We start from the raw sequence: 19,524 nt of genomic DNA on the forward strand, positions 1-19,524 counted from the left end.
CGGCATGCTCTTCCAGTGATAGCGTGCGGCGCAAGGAAATGCCGGAGGATGACATGACCAAGAAGACGCTCGCGGATTGGGCCGCACTCGCCGAAAAGGAGATTGGCGGCTCGCAGGAGAAGCTGACCTGGCATACGCCCGAGGGCATTGTCGTCAAGCCGCTCTATACCGCCGCCGATCTCGAAGGAGTGAGCGATCTCGATTCCCTTCCGGGATTTGCGCCCTTCACTCGCGGGCCGCGAGCGACGATGTATGCCGGCAGACCCTGGACAATCCGGCAATATGCAGGCTTCTCGACGGCCGAGGACTCCAACGCCTTTTACCGCCGTAACCTCGCTGCCGGTCAGAGGGGTCTATCGGTCGCTTTCGATCTCGCCACTCACCGCGGCTATGACAGCGATCATCCGCGCGTCATCGGCGACGTCGGCAAGGCAGGAGTCGCAATCGACTCGGTCGAGGACATGAAGATCCTCTTCGACGGCATTCCGCTGGATGAAATGTCGGTATCGATGACCATGAACGGTGCCGTGATCCCGATCCTCGCCTCCTTCATCGTCGCGGGCGAGGAGCAGGGCGTTTCGCCGGCCGAGCTTTCCGGAACCATTCAGAACGACATTCTGAAGGAGTTCATGGTCCGCAACACCTATATCTATCCGCCAGAACCTTCGATGCGGATCGTCGCCGACATCATCGAATATACGGCGAAGGAAATGCCGAAGTTCAATTCGATTTCGATTTCCGGCTACCACATGCAGGAGGCCGGCGCGACCTTGGTGCAGGAGCTTGCCTTCACGCTCGCCGACGGCCGGGAATATGTCCGTGCCGCAATCGCCAAGGGCCTCAACGTCGACGATTTCGCCGGACGGCTGTCCTTCTTCTTCGCGACCGGCATGAACTTTTTCATGGAAGCCGCGAAACTGCGCGCCGCACGGCTGCTCTGGGCGCGGATCATGGAAGAGTTCGAACCGAAAAAGGCGTCCTCGCTGATGCTGCGGACCCATTGCCAGACGTCGGGCGTGTCGCTGCAGGAGCAGGATCCTTACAACAATATCATCCGGACCGCCTTCGAGGCGATGTCGGCGGTTCTCGGTGGCACCCAGTCGCTGCACACCAATTCCTTCGACGAGGCGATCGCACTGCCGACAGAGTTTTCGGCCCGCATCGCCCGCAACACCCAGCTCATCCTGCAGCACGAGACAGGGGTCACCAAAGTCGTCGATCCTTTAGCCGGCTCTTATTATGTCGAACACCTGACGAACGACCTTGCCGAAAAGGCATGGGCGCTGATCGAGCAGGTCGAAGCGCTTGGCGGCATGACGCGCGCCATCAAAGACGGCCTGCCGAAGCGGCTGATCGAGGAAGCGGCCGCACGGCGGCAGGCTGCGGTGGACAAGGGCGACGAGGTGATCGTCGGGGTCAACAAATACCGGCTCGAGAATGAACACCCGATCGATATTCTCGAGATCGACAACAGCGCGGTGCGAAGCGCGCAGATAAAAAGGCTCGAGGAAACAAAGCGGCGACGCGACAGCGCCGCGGTTGCACAGACACTTAGCACGCTTTCAGAGGTTGCGCGGAGCGGCCAAGGCAATCTGCTGGCTGCGGCGGTCGAGGCAGCGCGGGCGCGCGCCACCGTCGGTGAAATCTCCGATGCAATGCGTAAGGCCTTCGGCGATCACGTCGCCACACCCGAGGTCATCAAGGACGTCTATGGCGAGGCCTATCGCGACGAGCCGGAACTCGCCGTATTGAAAAGCCGGATGTCGGAGGTAACCGGCGCGCTTGGGCGCAAGCCAAAGATCATGGTCGCCAAACTCGGCCAGGACGGCCACGACCGAGGCGCGAAGGTGATCGCGTCGGCTTTCGGGGACATAGGCTTCGACGTGCTTGCCGGTCCGCTGTTCCAGACGCCGGAGGAGGCGGCCCGGATGGCGATCGGAGAAAACGTCAATGTCATTGGCGTCTCATCGCTTGCGGCCGGCCACAAGACACTGCTGCCGCAGCTCGTCGAAGCGTTGCGAGCAAACGGCGGTGGAGATGTCATCGTCATCTGCGGCGGCGTTATCCCACGGCAGGATTATCAGTTTCTGGCCGAAAACGGCGTTTCCGCCATCTTCGGGCCGGGAACCCATGTGCTCGACGCGGCAAACTCGGTGCTCGATCTGCTTCAGGGCATCAGGCGAAACACCTGAAGCCGCCGGCAGCTCAGGGCGCCGGCTGTCCGCCGAAGAATGTGAAATAGCCCCAGGCGGCGCCGAACAGAATAAGGATGGTCAGTACCACGAGAAGCTTTCGCAACGCCGGATTCGGCTTGCGGGGCGGCTTCGGCCTTTGAAATTTGATGACGTTATCATCCATCAAGGCGTCCTAACCTGATTGCGCCGCTGAGGACATTTGGCGCCTGGCATAATCAAAGCAGGCCCCGCTTGGCGAGGTTCGCCATCAATGCCGAAATGCCGAACGTCCATGGCGGGCATTCGGTCGAGAGCCGAACGGTATTGACGAGCGATCCGAGACCGGCGGAAGAAATCTCGACCACATCGCCGACCTTGTGCGTGAAGCCCTGATTGGGAGCGTCCCGATCTTGTGTCGGTGCAAAAAGCGTACCGAGGAACAGCATGAAGCCATCTGGATACTGGTGGTGCGCTCCACAGGTCTGCTTGACGAGATCGCTCGGGTCGCGGCTGATCTTCGACATTGAGCTCTTGCCGTGAAGCACGAACCCGTCCTGGCCGGTGACCTTCAGATCAAGCTCGGCCTTGCGCACGTCGTCAAGGCCATAGCTCGCGTCGAACAGGCGCAGGAGGGGACCGATGGAGCAGGAGGCGTTATTGTCCTTCGCCTTGCCGAGCAGCAGTGCGGAACGGCCCTCGACATCGCGCAGGTTGACATCGTTGCCGAGCGTTGCGCCCTTGATCTCGCCGCGGCTGTTGACCGCGAGCACGATCTCGGGCTCCGGGTTGTTCCAGGTGGAGATCGGATGCAGGCCGACATCGGCACCCCAGCCGACGGAGGAGAGCACCGGCGACTTCGTGAAGACTTCGGCGTCCGGTCCGATGCCGACTTCGAGATATTGTGACCACATCCCCTCATCGATCAGCGCCTGCTTGACTTTGGCCGCTTGCGGCGAGCCCGCCTTGATATTGGCAAGGCTGCCGCCGATCAGCACGCCGACGCGGTCGCGGATCGAGGCCGCGCGATCGGGATTGCCTGCAGCCTTCTCCTCGATCACGCGCTCGATCATCGATTGTGCAAAGGTCACCCCGCAGGCCTTCACAGCCTGAAGATCGACCGGCGCCAGAAAATAGGGTTTTGAAGCGTCAGGACTGCCGGTGCTGTTTGCCGCAATCGCGTCAACGGAGCCGAGCGTCTTGCCCTTGGCCTCACGAACGAAAGCTGCCGGATCGGCTTTCTCCAAAAGCGCACTCAATGTCGGCGCTTCCCTAGATGTGATGTCGACGATCTGTCCATCCCGAAGCGTGATGATCGCGGGGCCAGCCGCCTCCGGGTTCCAGGCGCGGCCAACAAACAAGCCACCTGATGAGGCGGGGTCGAGAAGCTGGGACATGATAACCTCCATCGCGATCGAACTTCTACAGATGATCCTTATCTTGCCGCCTTCGGCAGCGCGCGATATCGATCACATCTCTCCCGGCGGGGCAAGCTCAAACCGCGACGGGAACGACGGTCGCGGGACTCTATGCTGTTCGGCATCGGCCGCAGAGGCTACCGCCGCGCAGCCCAGGCCAGGCCGCGGCGAAGGATGAGAGGCATGTATGGATGGTCGAACTCGGCTGCAGCATGGCCAAGCGCGGAATAGAAGACGCGGCCTACGCCGAAATGGCGTTTGAACACGACAGGCATCACGACATTGCGGGTCGCAGCGTCGTGTTCGCCGGTAAACGTCGTTGTTGCGAGGATTTCGACGGAGGGATCGTAGTGCAGGTAGTACTGCTCCGAGCGATAGTCGAAATCCGGTATGCCATGCATCAAGGGGTCGTTTTGCCGGCTGACGTTCACGCGGAAGTCGATGATGTTACCCGGATGTGAAACCCAGGTGACCCCGGAGACATAGCGGAAGGGGGCGCTTTCCTTGAAAGAAGTAGCAAGCGCGCCATGGTGGCCGCCGAGACCAAGGCCGCCGCGAACGGCTTCCGCCAAAGCATCCGCGTGGGCCTTCTCCAGCTTTTCGCCGGTAATGATCGGAACGACGAGATCCGCCTTCGCGATCACCGGCGAGCCGAAGATGTCGAGATCGCTGGTCACGTCAACGGAAAATCGGTCTTCGCGCAGCAGCTCGCCGACGACGGCCGCGCATTGCTCCGGCTCGTGACCCTGCCAGCCGCCCCAGACGATGATCGCTTTGCGCATGCTCTGTCTCCCTATGCGGATGCCGCAGGATTTCGTAGCACAGTGGCGTTGCGGCCACTCAAACCAGATAACGCCCGTGGTCGAGGATCGCAAGCGAACGCGCCGGTGCGCCGACACGCGGATGGGGTTGACGGCGGCAAGGCATGGCTGTCAGCTCCCGCGTTATCTGTGGGAGGAGTCTGCATGCTAAAATCTTTCGAACATATCGGCATGACGGTGAGCGACATGGATCGCGCCATCGGATTCTATTGTGGCGTGCTTGGCCTTCGCCTGCATTTGCGCAAGGTGATGCCGGACGGCTCGCACGTGGCGTTCCTCGACGCCGGGGGCGGCATGCTGGAAATGTTCGCGCCTCTCCATGGGGCAGCACGCGCGACGGACGTGCCGGAAGGGGTGGCCGGTCTACGCCACCTGACGTTTCTGTTCGGCAGCGTCGACGAAACCTTTGCGAAGCTTGAAGCGGCGGGCGTTGAGGTAAAAGAGCGCCCGCGTCTCGCTTACAATTCAGAAGTTCTGCACAAGGTCGCTTTTCTGCGCGATCCCGATGGCATCCTTATTGAGCTTGCCGAGAGGAAGGACTGAAGCAAAGGTGGTTTTCTTCGACGCGGCCTAGAAGCAGTTCGCTTCAAAATTCTCTTGAGGAAGTAACCACTCCGTAAGCGAAATCTCGTAGCTTTTAATCATGCTATTTACGTTTCGGGTTGGGGCGTCATGGTTCGTAATAAGGAAGATTGGATCAGCCAGCGGGCGTACGCCATTTGGGGGGCCGAAGGGCGCCCCTATGGACGCGACGGGGAGAATTGGGGCCAAGCGGCCGCCGAATTCGAACAGCTCGAGATGACAAGGGCTTCTCCCGATGGGACCGACCTCATCGACAGGTTGCGTGCCAGCGGCCGCCTCATGCGCGTCAGTGATAATGACGCGGTTTGCACTGCGGGCGCTGTCCGGAAACCGCTCCGTCACATGGCCAAGCGCTAGCGATACGCTGCGCGCGGTCTGTGAGAAAAACCCCGCCCGTCCGTGTATCGGCGTGCGCTGTCCTTCTCTGGAAGGGGCAAGGCGGCACAAATAAACCGCGCCGGCCAATCGCCCGGTCTGCGTCGCAATAGTGGGAGGGCGACGGGAGCGAGTTTAGCCGATCTCGCGGCTAATGCTGCGCTTTGTGTTCGGAAGCCAAGGCCAGGATCAGGTCGTCTGCCGCGTCGGCTATGGCCATTGCTACTTCCGCAGCCTCATAACCTTGAGCTTGGGCGGAGCGGATAATTTCCAGAAGTCTCGGCTCGAACACGGCTCGCGTGTGAAGGAGCCGCTTAGTAAACTTGACATTGTCAAAATTGGTATCGAGTAGGTGCATCGGATTTAAACCCTCGCGAAGACTAACGCGAGTGTGTACCGAAGATACGTTGCAATCAAGCCCTTGATTAACGATTCGTAAAGTTACGTCAATTGGCGCCATCTTTTTACCCACAGAAATTATTATAAAGCGAAAGCTGAACCTAAAGCCAAAAACCAATCAATATTAAGTACATACTTCAGGCGAACTCTATACGTTTTTATTATTGACATTGGCGATTGTCTTTTTTCGTACAGCGTTATTTTTGTACCACAGCTGAACGACCAAGGTGGTCACAAAATGACTTCAAGTACGTTACATCTCAGCCCGATATCTTTTTTTGAACGCGCTATTTACCGCCACGGTTGAGATTTCATCCGATAAATACAACAAGACAAAGGCAGAAGTTCATTCCATGGCAACCAAATGACATCGATCAACTTCGTTATCATTTTCGATAAGGGCATGTAGGTCGACGCGACGCTGAGCTCGCGTTAAACGCGAAGCGTACCGGAGCGCTCAAGCAGAATGCGAGGCGCTGTGCGTGATGTGGTCAGTATAGATCAGATCCATGCTCTCGATATTACGATACCCAGCATCCCAGCCCACGTAAGCAGAGAAGCTGCAGTTATTGCCAGGAAGCATTTAAGACGGAGTGTCATCGGCCTCTCTTTCCAAAGCCATGTCAGCTTGTGCTTCAAAGCTTGTGCAGGGCGTATGCGGTAGAGATAGAATTCTCCCGTTATTCATTGAGCGATAGGCGACGGAAAGGGCCGAGCGGCAAATGTCCTTGGTTTTTTCAAGAATCTTCCATAGGCTGTTCAAAGTTTGTAATGGGTCGAATTTGAAACGAGCGATATGCTGCGGGCTGCTAGGCGACTTCTATCGAAAGTGCAGACTGGCAAGCAGCGACGGGGCTCCACACGTTCGCATCTCAGTTTTGACAGCAAGGATTATGCGGCCGTTTACGCAGTCGGGGACATCCACGGTTGCTATGAACAGCTACGTGCGGCCTACGCAGCAATTGAGAAAGACGCTGCTGTCATCGGTGGCCGGTCGCTCGTGATCTTCCTCGGCGACTATGTAGACCGCGGATTGCACTCCAAGTCTGTCATGAATTTTCTGTGCAGTCGGTCCAGCTCGTCATTCGAGTCCGTTTTCCTGTGTGGAAATCACGACGAGGAATTTCTTCAGTTTTGCCTCAATCCATCCCGAAAGCTAGCCTGGCTGGATTTCGGCGGTCGGGAAACGCTCATGTCCTACGGGATTGATGCAGATCATATTTTAAAGTCTGCCGGTGGCGCACAAGGTCTTGCCCAAGCTGTCCGGCAGGTCATTCCTGATCAGCATATCGAATTCCTCAAGGGTCTACCCATCCTCGCAAGAGTTGACGATGTCGTCTTCGTTCACGCCGGCATTCGGCCATCGGTACCGCTCAACGAGCAAAGCGATTACGACCTGACGTGGATACGAGAGCCGTTTCTCTCGAAGGGCCCGGGCTTCGAGTTTACGGTGGTGCACGGTCATACGGTAACCATGGAGCCGAGTTTCGGCCGTCAGCGTATCGGCATTGACACGGGGGTCTATGAAACAGGTCGCCTTACGGTGCTCAAGCTGTTAAATGGCAAAGTTTCATTCGTTGACACGAACAGGGTGTCCTCATAGAGCCGACGCTGTCGGTTCTTACCGCCCGTCTCGCCGACGCTCGGCGGTTGCGGCGCTCGCCGGAATGGCAATCTGCATTGCACCCTGGGAACTCAAAAGCTCTGCCGTCAACCATTTGCTAGGAAGTCCCCCATACAGTGCCGCTGCCAGAGGGCAGGATACGACATGACTGTACGGCTCAAATCCTTGATCGCATTGGCGGCTCTTTCGATAGCAATCTGGGCTGGCGCCATTGCGGCGGCGCGATGGGCTTATTTTAAGTATAGCGATGAGCGCATCAGCCAGCGATACACGGCCAGCAAGCGATAATTAGGTATTGCCGAAATGATGTCTGTAGATTCCTTCTGTGGATAAAAGGTTATTTTAGTATATGTAAAGTCAATTAATATTGATTAAGATTTGGATTGTTGCTACATTTCTAGCGGGTCGGGGCCCTAGAAGCCAATATGTTATTCCCCGAGGGCTCGTCTACACCCCGGCGGGCCCTTTATATTGACGCGGCCTCAGTGCGGATCGAGAAGTTTTGCTTAGTAGTTTTCTGGCTTACCTGAAGCCGGAGTGGCTCAACCACTCTCTATCGCGAAGCGGATGTTTGTATGCCAGGTCGTGAAAGGACTTCGAAAAGTCAGGCCTTGGCAGAAGCCTAGATCACGGGCGCTCACAACCGCATGCTCACACCCAACGATTTGCCTTGAACTTGGTCAGCCTCTCAGGAAACCGCGATTCCGCTCGCCGGGCCGAGCCTCACTGGGCAAGCAGTTCAGCTTTTACCTTAACTTGGTCTCCCGGCTGCAGGAGGGTGTTTTCCTCGGCCTCGACCTCCTTGAATTGACCCTTCACCTCTCGCACGATCGCGTAGCTAAGGTTCGCCCCCTGGATATTGGGATCGAAACGCGAGGCATCGACGGACTGCTCAAGCGCTTCGGACACCAGGCCTTTGTTCGTTGCAATCTGAAGATTGACTTTGTCAATTTCATCTTCGGTATCCTGCAGTTCCTGAGCGAGCTGGGCGCTACGGTCGTTGCGCAGCGTAATCTCGTCCTGGTCGGCCCTGCTTATGTCCTGTTTGGCACGAAGCGAACTTGTGTCGATGTCGAGCAGCGTCGACTCAATGTCGGACGCACGCTGTTCTGATGCCAGCTTGCGCGCACTGAGCGCCAGTCCACGTTCGGCCAGGTCCTCGACCTTGTTTAGATCCTCCCTCGCCAATTCAAGCTGACGCGTCTGGCTCTCGGTCTTCTTCTGCAGCGAAACAATCTCGCTCGAGAGCAACTTCTTCAGATTATCCAAAGCTTCGAGCTGCAGCGCCAGCCGCTTCTTTCGGGAGTCCATGAGTGCGGCTTCGCTCTCAAGCAGTGTTTTTGCATCTGGAAAGTCTTTGAGCTCCTTCGGAGGCGTGATGACATCCTGGTTGGCGATTTCCGCCTGAAGCCGCGCGCGGCGGGCCAAGAGACGGCCCTTCTGCGCCATGTCGACGGAAACCTCGCCCTTGGCGGAAATGAGGTCCCGCCCAAACCGGCCATCCGTGCGGCGCAGTCCCCCAGCCAGTGTCATGGCTTTAGACAAAGTCAGCTTTGGGGTGAACGGATACTCCCCGGGCTTCTCGACATCGCCGGAGACGAAGATGGGGCGGAACTCAGCCAATTCGACGGAGGCGGAAGGCCGGTTCTTGAGACCGAAGAGAATTTCGAGACCGCTCCCGATATCCTCGGCAATCGCGCTGGTGGGCCGGCCAGCTGCCGGCACCTCGCCGAGGAATGGGAGAGACAACGCACCGGATGGACCAACGGTATAAACGCCCGCCACCGAAGACCAGTCACGGATCGTGCCTTCCGCTGTCTGCCATTCGGCCACGCGGATCGTGACCTTGTCCATAACCCCGAGGACGTAATCATCTGCTCCCCACACCTGCGGCATGGTCATGACCATTGCAGCACATGCCAGCAAAACACGTTTCCGCGTGGCGTTCAGACTCTGGGAAAGACTTGCTCTCATGTCCGGAACTCCGCTACCAAAATAAAGGCTGCCTCGATCTAATTTATGGATACGTCCATTCACTAGGTGTGCACAGTATTTCCATCTATTTATCGATGCGCGCTACTCTATTCTGGCGCAAAAAAGCTAAAATGCAACGATTAATGTATTTGGCATATATCTCATAACGTAAAGTACAATGATTTTGGCCGTCAATTTTTCCAAATAGACAAGACTATTGTTTGCAGGAAGGCGTTGAATATTTGCTTGCCGCGTGTACATCATCCGGGTCTATTGATAATGCTTGGATTATCCTGGGGCGCGCAAGGAATTGGATCTTCGGTGGGTCTGAAGCGACCGTCACCAAGCTCGGAGGACGGCTACACCGTTGCCGGGTGATCGCCGTGATGGGTGTGCAGTATTGGCGCCTGATATACGAAAATGTGCTAGGCACGCGAGCAGTGCGCTAGCGCTATGCGCCGCCTTTGGCTGCCCTGTAGGAGGCTATCGGGACGTCTCAATTGCGATGAAGAAGCGCGCCGTAGCCGCAATCCTCGCCTTCGGATGGGCCAGATTGCCGCCACTTCCAAGCAATGTCGCGATATCCGTGTTGAACAGCGCCGCGACCTGCTGAATATGGTCGGCCTCACGCTGCCATGCGCCGCGCCGGATCAGTCGCCGCCACTTCGAATAATACCGCTTCTCGGCCGCTCGGCTGCAGCGGACTTGGAAGTACTCCGCGTAGAGAGCACGCTCGATTGCCTCGGCGCTGCTTTCGGCCTGCAGCGCCACGCCTGCACTCTCAAGGAGCAACCTGCAGGCACTGAGGCACCGGAAAAGATCGGACGCGTCCCTGAATGGGCGGTCCCAATGCCGGCTCGGGAGGGATTCGCTTTGCGAGAGCCGGGTATAGCCGCTGACAAACCAGGCGGCGGTTTGGGCTTCAGCTTGCCCGAAAGCCTCCGGCGGGCGCCCGACTATATCGGCAAGCTCATCGAGCAGAACGGATTTCTGCCCGTCGCGCGTTCGCAGCGCATTATGCCCGCGTATCAGCTCTGCGAATAGATCGAGTTTCTCGTTAGACTTCATGGGAACCAAACTGCGGCGCAATCGACGGAACCGCCACGCGGGTTTATCCTGCTATCATTGGCAGGTTTAAATGTTAATACACAAGCTCCCGGATTCTGAGTTCACAGAAATTCTGCAGCGGCAACACGCAAGATGAACGTCTAGCCGATTTCCGCGATACTATCGCTTTGCGTATCGAAACAAGAAAGCCCAGGGCCGACGGCTCCTGGGCTGTCTATTAGTCTTGCGGGGTTGCCGTTGCTCTAGAAGCCGCTGCCGCCTCGAATTTCGTTAATGATCGTCCCGACGATAATCTTGATGTCAAACCACAGACTGAAGTTTTCTATGTAATAAAGGTCGCTCACGATACGGGCGCGCGCTTTGCATGGCCGGACTGTCGGTCCGCGCAGCCCCCTGAGCTGGGCCAATCCCGTGATGCCCGGCCGAACAGCGTGGCGGCGATGATATTCCGGAACGAGTTCCTCATAGAGCCGCCCGGCCGCCAGCATGTTGATTGCGTGGCATCGCGGACCAACGAGCGACATGTCCCCGCGAAAGACGTTCAAAAGTTGCGGCAACTCGTCGATGTTCGTCCGCCGTAGGATTGCGCCCACACGCGTCAGCCGCGGATCATTGGCAACCGTCTGAGTGACGCCGCTCCTGTCGCAGCTATCGGCGCGCATGGACCGAAATTTCAGGACTTCGATCTGTCGTCCGTTCAGTCCCCATCTCATCTGCCTGAAAAACACTGGTCCAGGATTATCGAGCCTGAGGACCAATGCGATCAAAAGAAAAGCGGGTAGTAAAACAAGTAGTGCCGCTGCCGATACTACAATATCGAGAAGCCGCTTGACCCCAAGCTGAAAGCGCTTCTTTGGCGCAAACGCAGCGACATTCTGAGGCAGAATGAAGGGCCGCGCGACCCCGACAAAGGTCGCGCCCTTCCCCTCTTCACGCTTCAACGGCACTGCGACGCCGACGACGCGGTGTGCGAACTCCATGACTATCCCCAATGCGTGATAGAAAAAAGCATAGCAACACTTGTTCAAAAGTAAATAGCTTGCTTAATGATTAGTTAAAAATTGGTCTAAAGCGCTTCTAGACTGGATTGTGGCACTGAAATATGGACGTCTTGATAGGATAGTTCACGAGAGAAGCACAAACATTACCAGATACGCGTCACAGAAGTGTTACATGATCGGCAAAATCTAGCTTTTGTGATCTACTTAAAACGATAAATGCATTGATTGGCTAAATATTTTATCATCCTGCTTGATAATCATTTTTGATGAGCCATCTGGATGATGCCGCAGCTCTCCGGCTGAGTTATCGGCGCCGCCATCATCCGGAGGCGTTACAATCAATCACCTAAAGCGGACTGTATCCTTAGAAATTTGGATAAGAAAAATATTACTTGATGCTCAGGTAATACTTGTTTAGGATTTCGAGGGTGGAGAAAATAACGAACTGAGATAGCAAATGTACCCGCAATGCTTGCTGCGTTGCATTGGCGAAGTCGTGTGTTGAAGGGCGTCGCATGAAGTTTGGTACGAGTGGTGTTCGGGGCCTTGTCGAAGACTTGCTTGGCGGCGGCGCCTATATCTACGCCACTGGTTTTGCGAGACATATGCTCAATCGGGGCGATCTAGGCGCCGGCGACGAAGTTCTCGTTGGCCAGGACTATCGCCAATCAAGTCCGGAAATCGCGAATATCTGCGATGCCGCGCTTCGGGCCGAGGGTCTGATTCCAATCCATTGTGGAGCGGTTCCGACACCGGCGCTGGCACTGTTTGCCGCTGAACTGGGGGCGCCCGCGCTTATGATCACAGGCTCGCATATCCCTGCGGACCGTAACGGCATCAAGTTCTACCGCCCGGACGGAGAGATCGATAAGTCCGACGAGGCGGCGATTGGCGATGAAGCGGCACGGGTGGAACTCCCGCGCGGAGCACTTTCGCCTGTAAGTAACCTGCGCGCTGCCGAAGCGTGTACGTCGTTGTTCGCCGCGCGGAACCGCGATCTTTTGCCGCCGGGCGCTCTGACCGGATTGAAAATCGGCGTCTACCAGCACAGTACCGTTGCGCGCGACCTGCTTGTTGATGTGCTGTCCTCTTACGGCGCCACGGTGGTCCCCCTTGGCCGTTTCGAAAGCTTCATTCCGGTCGATACCGAAGCGCTCTCTCCGCACACACTGACGCTTCTGAGAGAGTGGGTCAGTAGCCTAGAGCTGGACGCGATCGTATCGGCTGACGGCGACGGCGATCGGCCGCTTGTTGCCGACGAAGACGGAACTCCTTTGCGCGGTGATCTGCTAGGGATCGTTGCCGCGAGATTCCTTGGTGCAACAACGGTCGTTACACCTGTTACCTCCAATTCCGGCATCGAGAATGCTCGGGACCTGCGCGTCGTGCGCACTCGCGTCGGGTCGCCTTATGTAATTGCCGAGATGGACGAGGCCGTGCGTGCCGGCGACGGGAATGTCGTCGGTTTCGAGGCGAATGGCGGCTTCCTGACTGCCAGTCCGTTTATCGCCAACGGCCGCCCTTTCAAACCGCTTCCGACGCGCGACAGCTTTGTCCCAATTCTGGCTGCTCTAAACCTCATGGCCTGCCGGCAGATAAAGCTTTCCGAAATAGGTGATCAGTTCGAGTTCTTCGTCGCCAAGGCCGACCGCTTGGAAAATTTTCCGACGGAGACCAGCGACGCACTGATGCGTCACCTGCGTTCGTCAGATGACGCCATTAGTGCTTTTCTTGCCCCGCTTGGATCCAGCGTAGGCAAAAGCGACGTCGATGGCCTGCGGATAACCCTGGCGGGCGGCGACGTCATTCATTTCAGGCCGTCAGGCAACGCGCCGGAAATGCGCTGTTACGTTGAGAGTAAGACCGACCGTGGGGCCGACGCCTTGTTAAGCCGTGGCCTGGATATCATACGAAACTGGGCTGAAGGGCGCGCGGGACACGCCCGAATGTGACGCATTCTCACTCGTCTCCAGGGATCAAACCTCGAAGGAAATGCAATGTCAGCAAGAGTCGTGCCCGTGATCATGGCAGGCGGCAAGGGAACCAGGTTATGGCCACTCTCCCGCTCCAGTGCACCAAAGCAGTTCATTCGTTTCATCGGCGATCAAACGCTCTTCCAGGATACGCTCGCAAGGCTCGCCGACGGCGCACTTTTCGAGGCGCCCGTCGTTGTGACCAACGAGGAATTCCGCTTCCTGGTCGCCGAACAGGCGCGCGAAAAGGGGGTTAAGTTGTCGGCTGTTCTTCTGGAGCCCGTCGCGCGTAACACAGCGCCGGCGGTCGCCGCAGCCGCCTGCCTGATCGCCGAAGAGTATGGCGAGGACGTCATTATCCAGGTACTCGCTTCCGATCACGAGATCGTAGCCGACGAGAGCTATTTCGACGCCATCAAGCTTGCGCGCGAGGCGGCGGCGGACGGCATGCTCGTTACCTTCGGCATCGCGCCGACCACGCCGGCGACAGGCTACGGCTACATCGAGACGGGTGAGACACTGCCCTCCGGTGCCCACAGGGTCAGGACCTTTGTGGAAAAGCCATCCGCCGAGGAGGCGGAGAGGTTGCTGGCTGCCGGGCGCTTCCTGTGGAATTCAGGAATATTCATGCTCCCTGTGGGCAAGCTGCTTGCAGAGTATCGCAGGTTTGCTCCGGACGTTCTCCGTAATGCCGAGGCAGCCGTCAAGAAGGCCGTGCGAGACCTTGATTTCACACGGCTTGACGCTCAGAGCTTTGCGCAGTGCCCGGACATCTCGATCGACTACGCGATCATGGAGAAGACGGAAAACGCGGCGGTCGTGCCCGCCCGGTTCAGCTGGTCGGACCTTGGAAGCTGGGATTCCGTCTGGAAAAGCGGCAAGCGGGATGCCGAGGGTAATCTGGCGGCCGCCAACACCACGCTGGTCAACACCAGGAATTCGCTGGTCATGACCCATGGTGTGCATCTCGCCGTGCAGGGACTTGAAGACGTTGCCGTCATAGCCAGCGAGGACGCCGTCTATGTGGGCCGGCTGAAGGACAGCCAGAATGTCGGCAGCCTGGTCAAGACGCTCGCCGCAAAGTCGCCCACCGCCAAGCTCACCGAGACCCATCCGACCTCATACAGACCTTGGGGAGGATATACGTCGGTGTTGAACGGCGAGCGGTTCCAGGTCAAGCGCATCTTCGTCACGCCAGGCAAGAAGCTCTCGCTGCAGCGACACCATCACCGCTCCGAGCACTGGATCGTCGTAAAGGGTACCGCAGAAGTGACGATCGGCGAGGAGATCAAGATGCTGAGAGAAAACGAGTCCGTATACATCCCCCTCGGTGAAGTGCACCGTCTCGCCAACCCGGGCAAGATCCTGCTTGAGCTCATCGAAGTGCAGACAGGCTCCTATCTCGGTGAGGACGATATCATCCGCATTGTCGATGAGTTCGGCCGCCAGTAGCGGCCGACCGACGTGGCTATGGGGTGGCGACGGAATCGCGCGAGGGCAGCAACACGGAAGGCAGGCAGATGAGTGACTACAATGTCGATTGCATTGTCATCGGCGGCGGGGTCGTCGGCCTCGCCATTGCGCGTCGCCTCGCCATGGCAGGCTTGGAAACTCTGGTGCTTGAACGCAACGGCGCCATCGGCATGGAGACCTCGTCGCGGAACTCCGAGGTCATTCACGCAGGGCTGTATTACCCGCCGGGATCGATCCGCGCGCTTGCATGCGTGCACGGCCGACGCATGCTTTACCGCTATTGCACGCTTCACAATGTGCCGTTTCGCCGGTGCGGGAAACTCATGCTGGCAACTTCGGACGACCAGCGCCCCAAGCTTAAGGCAATCTTCGACAATGCCGTTGAAAATGGCGTCGAGGGCCTGTCCTGGAAGACGCGGGAAGAGATCCGGGAGCTGGAGCCGGACGTAGCCTGCGTTGCCGGTTTTCTATCCGGCGAGACCGGCATTATCGATAGTCATGCCTTTATGCAGGCTCTTGAGGCTGACCTGCAAGCCGCGGGCGGCCTTCTTGTCCTGCATACGCAAGTTGGCCGGCTGCAGCCGGATGGTACTTCGATCTCCGTCACGACGACCGGCAGCGATGCGATGGAGGTCACCGCGCGCTATGTCGTTAATGCGGCCGGCCATGGCGCGCCACGCCTTGCGGCGCAAACATCGGGTCTTTCCAGCGAAGCTATTCCGCGGCAATGGTACGCCAAAGGCAACTATTTTTCGCTCACAGGGCGCCAGCCCTTTTCCAGGCTGGTCTATCCGCTGCCGGAGGCAGCCGGCCTCGGCGTTCATGCCACGATCGACATGCAAGGAAATTGCCGCTTCGGACCGGACGTCGAATGGGTCGAGCGCGAAGATGACCTGTCGGTGGATCCTGCTCGATCCGCCGCGTTCTACAAAGCGATCAAGGTCTATTGGCCCGGTTTGCAGGAGGGGTCGCTGCAGCCGGCATATGCGGGTATGAGGCCCAAGATTCATGGCCCCGAAATGTCTCAGCCGGACTTTCGCATCGACGGACCCGCCGAGCATGGTGTCCCAGGGCTTGTGAACCTTTTCGGCATCGAAAGTCCAGGATTGACCAGTTCACTCGCGCTCGCCGAACTTGTCGCCGCGAAACTCGGTCTGGGTCAAGAGACCAAGGAGGCGGCGGAATAACTAGGTCATGGATGGTCGCGACTCTATCGTTCATAGTCGTTTTTGTAACGGATACGTAATAGTTGCCATGACAATCAGACGGAGGTCGCTTTTTGACCACAGCCTGCGGCAAGAATACTTGATCGTATATTTTCATGATCAAAATTATGCTTGGATGGTCTGGCTCTCACTGCTAAATATTCTGGCATCGTTGAAACTCTCGTCTTTCATGCAAGTTGTTGTTCAGCCAGATGGGGGCCTGGTCATGTTTGCCGATCTGAATGGTGTGCCGCCCCAATGGTGCGAAGTGTGCGTCGTCGGCGCTGGTCCCGTCGGTTTGGCCGTAGCTTTGACGCTTGCGGCGAATGGGATCAGGACGCTCCTTCTGGAGTCGGGAGCAGAACGGCCGGACAGGCGGACGCGGGAGTTGTCCTCCCTCGCGTCTTACAACGAAAAGCACCATCACTCTTCGGAGGCGACTGTGGTGCGCGCGCTGGGCGGGACGTCTCTTCGCTGGGGCGGGCGGTGCGTGGAGTATAACGACATTGATTTCGAGCAACGGGATTATGTCACCGACAGCATCTGGCCGATCGGACACGATGCATTGAAGCCGTTTTACGCTGCCGCGCGTAAAATGCTCACGGCCGACCACAATGAGAGGCCGGATGATGCGGGCGATGATATCTTTGAACTCTCGCTTGAAAGCTGGACACGAACCCAGAACACCGCGCGCGCAAATTTCAACAGGCTGCAGAGCGAGACATCGCTGAAAATCGTCAAGAATTGCACCGCAACCAAGCTGCACCTCGACGTTGATACCGGGCGCCTGAGGGCGCTAACTGCCATCACCGGACGATCCAGCCGGTTGATCCATGCGCCACATTTCGTGCTTGCGGGAGGCGGCCGCGAGAATACGAGACTGCTGCTGGAACTGCAGACGGAAAAGCCTGATCTCTTCGGCGGCCTCGATGGTCCGCTGGGCCGGTTTTACATGGGCCACCTGACCGGAGAGATATCGACGATCACATTCGCATCGGCAGCCCGCGCAGCAAAGTTCCTCTTCAAATCCTCGCGAAGCGGAACCGTTATTCGCGAGCGTTTCGTGCCGACAGCCGGGGTGCAGAAGGCGAACCACCTGCTCAATATTGCCTTTTGGCCCGACAGCTTGCGTCCGGATGAGGTCATTGTTGGAAATGGGGCCGTCTCGCTCTTTTATATGGCGCGTCACCTAATAAGGCGCTCCCGTGATCCGGTCTTCCGCAACTCGATTTCAGCGCGCGAGGCCTCGAGCGCACATTTCAGGAATATCGCCATACATCCGATGCAGACCCTCTACGGCAGCTCACGGCTTCTCGTTGGTAAGTTTCTGTCGCCCGAGAGATATCCGCAATTCTCGTTCGTGAGCCCGACAAATACTTATCTATTGCGCTATCACGCTGAACATTCGCCCTTTTCGCGAAGTCGCGTCACGTTAAGCCCGGCGACCGATGCGAATGGCTCCCATCGTCTGGACGTCGATTTTCGCTATTCGCCCGAGGATTTTCGCTCGGTCATGAGAGCCCACCGCTTGCTTGGAGAAAGACTTGAGCAAACGGGCATGGGGCGGCTGACATTTTTAAGACCTGAGGAAACTCTCGAGGAGTGGATAGCCGCCCAGGCGATCGACGGATATCATCAGATCGGTTTGACCCGCATGTCATCGGACCGTCACAAAGGTATCGTTGACGGCGATTGCCGAACCCATGACGTCGCCAATCTTTTCGTTGCCGGCAGTTCGGTGTTTCCAAGCTCGAGTCAGGCGAATCCGACGCTGCCAGCCGTTGCAATGTCCCTGCGATTGGCGGCGCATTTGACGAGCTTGATCGGCCGGACGCGACGACCTCCTGCTTTGACACCCGGGAGTTGAGGTCTAAGATGTGCGCTGCGATACCGCCTATCCTAGTTGTGGCTGACCTCGAGAACTGCATTGTTTCCGACCGGAGGTGTTGGGGTGGCAACGAGTAAGCGCCTTGCAGTAAATGTTCTCTCCGGCGTGCTCACAAATGTGACGCGCATCGGTCTACAGGCGATCCTCCTGCCGCTGATGGCCAATCTGCTCGGTCCTAGCGAACTCGGCGTCTACGCACTTGCACTGCCGATCATATCGTTTGTGATGCTTCTATCTGACGCCGGTCTCGGAGATAGCCTGGCTCGGGAGAAAACCGATGACCACCTCGTCTGGTCAAGCGCCTTCTGGGCGCTCCTCGTGGGCGGCGTCGTTCTGATGGGTCTCGTGTGGTTGGCTTCCGTTGCAGTCGCCCACTTCGCCAGCCAGCCGAGATTGCCGGAGATCATATTTGCGCTGAGCTTTACACTTCTTATGGTCGTCGTGAGCGTTATCCCGAATGCACGGCTGCTGCGGCAGGGCAACCTTGTCCCAAATGCGGCCGCCGATCTTGCCGGTAACATCCTGGGCGCCGTCGTCGGCATATCGATGGCCCTGCTGGGCTTCGGTGTATGGTCGATGGTCACTCTTTATGTGACGACCTACACGACGCGCGCCATTGTTCTCAATGCGGCCTCACCGTTCCTGCCACGGCTGCAGTTTAGTTTGAGATCGCTTTTTTCCCATACTGGAATGGGTAGCCAGATCCTGTCTACGCGTCTTATGGATCTCTTGACGCGCATGTTTGAGAATTCGCAGGTTTCTCGCAAGCTCGGAGCCGCAGCGCTGGGCGGTTATAGTTACGCCAACCAGATCGGTTATTTTGCTGCAAACGCCGTCGGCAACCCGCTCTGGGCGAACCTTTACTACATTGCCATCAACCGATCGAAGGCTGAAGTCAGCGCGCACTACATTCACTCGCACAGGATCTTTTCGCTGATTGTGTTTCCAGCCTCGACGGTCCTCGCGCTGGCCATGCCGGCGCTCGTGCCGATACTGTTCGGCCGCGAGTGGCTGGAAGCGATACCTTCCATTATGATCATGGTGCTTGCTACCCCATTCGGAAACCTCGGCGCCTTCCAAACAGCGGTTCTTTTCGCCCGGAATCGCGGAGGGCTCGTCGTTACGGGCCTGGGGGTTACGATGGTCTTTCGGATCCTCGTGGTTCTGCTCGCTTGGCCGTTCGGTATCTTCGGCCTCTCGGTTGGTCTGGCCGCCACCAACGTCCTTTACTTTGTGGGGACGATCGTTTTCATCGCGCCGATCGTCGGAGTCCCGCGGCTACCGCTCTTGCGGGTGATCGCATCCCCCCTTCTTGCAAGTGTCGCTTGCGGTGCTGCTTTTGCGGTGCTTGCGGGCCCTGAGGCAAGCTTGCTTCGCCTGATCGGTGCGGGCGCTCTTTCCCTGCCGGTGTACCTCGTGAGTCTGCTGCTTTTTGATTTTCGCTTGGCATTATCTGACCTGAAGTCGGCTGCTGGGATCCTCGGCTTCAACGGCAAGCTGCCCGTGGCGGGCGTTGAAACATGAAAGAATGGGCTGCCATTTTGCTGGCTGC

The 19,524-nt window shown here is 57.7% G+C and carries 15 protein-coding genes; 9 read left to right on the forward strand and 6 right to left on the reverse strand.

All coding sequences use genetic code 11. The features are described from left to right. Nucleotides 1-53 precede the first annotated feature (53 nt). Complete coding sequence (gene scpA, locus ACPYOJ_RS16975; RefSeq protein ID WP_481417304.1) at nucleotides 54-2,192, forward strand: methylmalonyl-CoA mutase; 2,139 nt, start codon at nucleotides 54-56, stop codon at nucleotides 2,190-2,192. 13 nt (nucleotides 2,193-2,205) lie between these two features. Here the strand turns inward: scpA and ACPYOJ_RS16980 are convergent, their stop codons facing one another. From ACPYOJ_RS16980 to ACPYOJ_RS16990, 3 genes are all read right to left on the reverse strand, one after another. After that, nucleotides 2,206-2,358 (reverse strand): hypothetical protein, encoded by a 153-nt coding sequence (locus tag ACPYOJ_RS16980; RefSeq protein WP_481417305.1) that lies wholly within the window; start codon nucleotides 2,356-2,358, stop codon nucleotides 2,206-2,208. Between the two features lie 52 nt (nucleotides 2,359-2,410). Continuing rightward, nucleotides 2,411-3,568 carry a fumarylacetoacetate hydrolase family protein gene (locus tag ACPYOJ_RS16985; RefSeq protein ID WP_481417306.1) on the reverse strand — a complete coding sequence of 386 codons (1,158 nt, stop codon included), beginning with the start codon at nucleotides 3,566-3,568 and terminating at the stop codon, nucleotides 2,411-2,413. A 158-nt stretch (nucleotides 3,569-3,726) separates the two neighbouring features. Next, on the reverse strand, nucleotides 3,727-4,371 hold the full coding sequence (locus ACPYOJ_RS16990) for a ThuA domain-containing protein (RefSeq protein WP_481417307.1): 645 nt from the start codon (nucleotides 4,369-4,371) through the stop codon (nucleotides 3,727-3,729). A 183-nt stretch (nucleotides 4,372-4,554) separates the two neighbouring features. On the opposite strand from ACPYOJ_RS16990, the gene ACPYOJ_RS16995 reads away from it, so the two are divergent. From ACPYOJ_RS16995 to ACPYOJ_RS17005, 3 genes are all read left to right on the forward strand, one after another. Beyond that, nucleotides 4,555-4,953, forward strand: a complete 399-nt coding sequence (locus ACPYOJ_RS16995; protein ID WP_481417308.1) for a VOC family protein — start codon at nucleotides 4,555-4,557, stop codon at nucleotides 4,951-4,953. A 129-nt stretch (nucleotides 4,954-5,082) separates the two neighbouring features. Then, the gene (locus ACPYOJ_RS17000) at nucleotides 5,083-5,349 is read left to right on the forward strand and encodes a DUF2934 domain-containing protein (protein WP_481417309.1); all 267 of its coding nucleotides are present in this window, start codon (nucleotides 5,083-5,085) and stop codon (nucleotides 5,347-5,349) included. Nucleotides 5,350-6,595: 1,246 nt separating this feature from the next. Then, nucleotides 6,596-7,369 carry a metallophosphoesterase family protein gene (locus tag ACPYOJ_RS17005; protein WP_481417310.1) on the forward strand — a complete coding sequence of 258 codons (774 nt, stop codon included), beginning with the start codon at nucleotides 6,596-6,598 and terminating at the stop codon, nucleotides 7,367-7,369. A 744-nt stretch (nucleotides 7,370-8,113) separates the two neighbouring features. Here ACPYOJ_RS17005 and ACPYOJ_RS17010 read toward each other — a convergent pair. From ACPYOJ_RS17010 to ACPYOJ_RS17020, 3 genes are all read right to left on the reverse strand, one after another. After that, nucleotides 8,114-9,364: a polysaccharide biosynthesis/export family protein gene (locus ACPYOJ_RS17010; RefSeq protein ID WP_168829722.1), complete on the reverse strand. Its 1,251-nt coding sequence runs from the start codon at nucleotides 9,362-9,364 to the stop codon at nucleotides 8,114-8,116. A gap of 483 nt (nucleotides 9,365-9,847) precedes the next feature. Further along, nucleotides 9,848-10,432 carry a hypothetical protein gene (locus ACPYOJ_RS17015; RefSeq protein ID WP_481417311.1) on the reverse strand — a complete coding sequence of 195 codons (585 nt, stop codon included), beginning with the start codon at nucleotides 10,430-10,432 and terminating at the stop codon, nucleotides 9,848-9,850. Between the two features lie 242 nt (nucleotides 10,433-10,674). Next, complete coding sequence (locus ACPYOJ_RS17020) at nucleotides 10,675-11,412, reverse strand: sugar transferase (protein WP_481417312.1); 738 nt, start codon at nucleotides 11,410-11,412, stop codon at nucleotides 10,675-10,677. Between the two features lie 536 nt (nucleotides 11,413-11,948). Here ACPYOJ_RS17020 and ACPYOJ_RS17025 point away from each other — a divergent pair. From ACPYOJ_RS17025 to ACPYOJ_RS17045, 5 genes are all read left to right on the forward strand, one after another. Next, the gene (locus ACPYOJ_RS17025) at nucleotides 11,949-13,385 is read left to right on the forward strand and encodes a phosphomannomutase (RefSeq protein ID WP_481417313.1); all 1,437 of its coding nucleotides are present in this window, start codon (nucleotides 11,949-11,951) and stop codon (nucleotides 13,383-13,385) included. A gap of 45 nt (nucleotides 13,386-13,430) precedes the next feature. Then, a complete protein-coding gene (locus tag ACPYOJ_RS17030; RefSeq protein ID WP_481417314.1) occupies nucleotides 13,431-14,858 on the forward strand; it encodes a mannose-1-phosphate guanylyltransferase/mannose-6-phosphate isomerase in 1,428 nt (475 codons plus the stop codon). Between the two features lie 68 nt (nucleotides 14,859-14,926). Further along, the gene (locus ACPYOJ_RS17035) at nucleotides 14,927-16,066 is read left to right on the forward strand and encodes an NAD(P)/FAD-dependent oxidoreductase (protein ID WP_481417315.1); all 1,140 of its coding nucleotides are present in this window, start codon (nucleotides 14,927-14,929) and stop codon (nucleotides 16,064-16,066) included. Between the two features lie 7 nt (nucleotides 16,067-16,073). After that, entirely contained in the window at nucleotides 16,074-17,951 is a 1,878-nt protein-coding gene (locus tag ACPYOJ_RS17040; RefSeq protein ID WP_481417316.1) for an FAD-dependent oxidoreductase, read from the forward strand. An 84-nt stretch (nucleotides 17,952-18,035) separates the two neighbouring features. After that, on the forward strand, nucleotides 18,036-19,496 hold the full coding sequence (locus tag ACPYOJ_RS17045) for an oligosaccharide flippase family protein (RefSeq protein WP_481417317.1): 1,461 nt from the start codon (nucleotides 18,036-18,038) through the stop codon (nucleotides 19,494-19,496). The last annotated feature ends 28 nt before the right edge of the window (nucleotides 19,497-19,524 follow it).

The sequence above is a fragment of the Rhizobium sp. SVR5-9E genome (assembly GCF_056755095.1).

Bases quoted from the DNA above. Each gene is read 5' to 3' on its own strand.
- ACPYOJ_RS17040 (WP_481417316.1), top strand. From the start codon at position 16,074: ATGGATGGTCGCGACTCTATCGTTCATAGTCGTTTTTGTAACGGATAC.
- ACPYOJ_RS17010 (WP_168829722.1), bottom strand. From the start codon at position 9,364: ATGAGAGCAAGTCTTTCCCAGAGTCTGAACGCCACGCGGAAACGTGTT.
- scpA (WP_481417304.1), top strand. From the start codon at position 54: ATGACCAAGAAGACGCTCGCGGATTGGGCCGCACTCGCCGAAAAGGAG.
- ACPYOJ_RS16990 (WP_481417307.1), bottom strand. From the start codon at position 4,371: ATGCGCAAAGCGATCATCGTCTGGGGCGGCTGGCAGGGTCACGAGCCG.
- ACPYOJ_RS17035 (WP_481417315.1), top strand. From the start codon at position 14,927: ATGAGTGACTACAATGTCGATTGCATTGTCATCGGCGGCGGGGTCGTC.
- ACPYOJ_RS17015 (WP_481417311.1), bottom strand. From the start codon at position 10,432: ATGAAGTCTAACGAGAAACTCGATCTATTCGCAGAGCTGATACGCGGG.
- ACPYOJ_RS16980 (WP_481417305.1), bottom strand. From the start codon at position 2,358: ATGGATGATAACGTCATCAAATTTCAAAGGCCGAAGCCGCCCCGCAAG.
- ACPYOJ_RS16995 (WP_481417308.1), top strand. From the start codon at position 4,555: ATGCTAAAATCTTTCGAACATATCGGCATGACGGTGAGCGACATGGAT.
- ACPYOJ_RS17025 (WP_481417313.1), top strand. From the start codon at position 11,949: ATGAAGTTTGGTACGAGTGGTGTTCGGGGCCTTGTCGAAGACTTGCTT.
- ACPYOJ_RS17030 (WP_481417314.1), top strand. From the start codon at position 13,431: ATGTCAGCAAGAGTCGTGCCCGTGATCATGGCAGGCGGCAAGGGAACC.
- ACPYOJ_RS17020 (WP_481417312.1), bottom strand. From the start codon at position 11,412: ATGGAGTTCGCACACCGCGTCGTCGGCGTCGCAGTGCCGTTGAAGCGT.
- ACPYOJ_RS17000 (WP_481417309.1), top strand. From the start codon at position 5,083: ATGGTTCGTAATAAGGAAGATTGGATCAGCCAGCGGGCGTACGCCATT.
- ACPYOJ_RS16985 (WP_481417306.1), bottom strand. From the start codon at position 3,568: ATGTCCCAGCTTCTCGACCCCGCCTCATCAGGTGGCTTGTTTGTTGGC.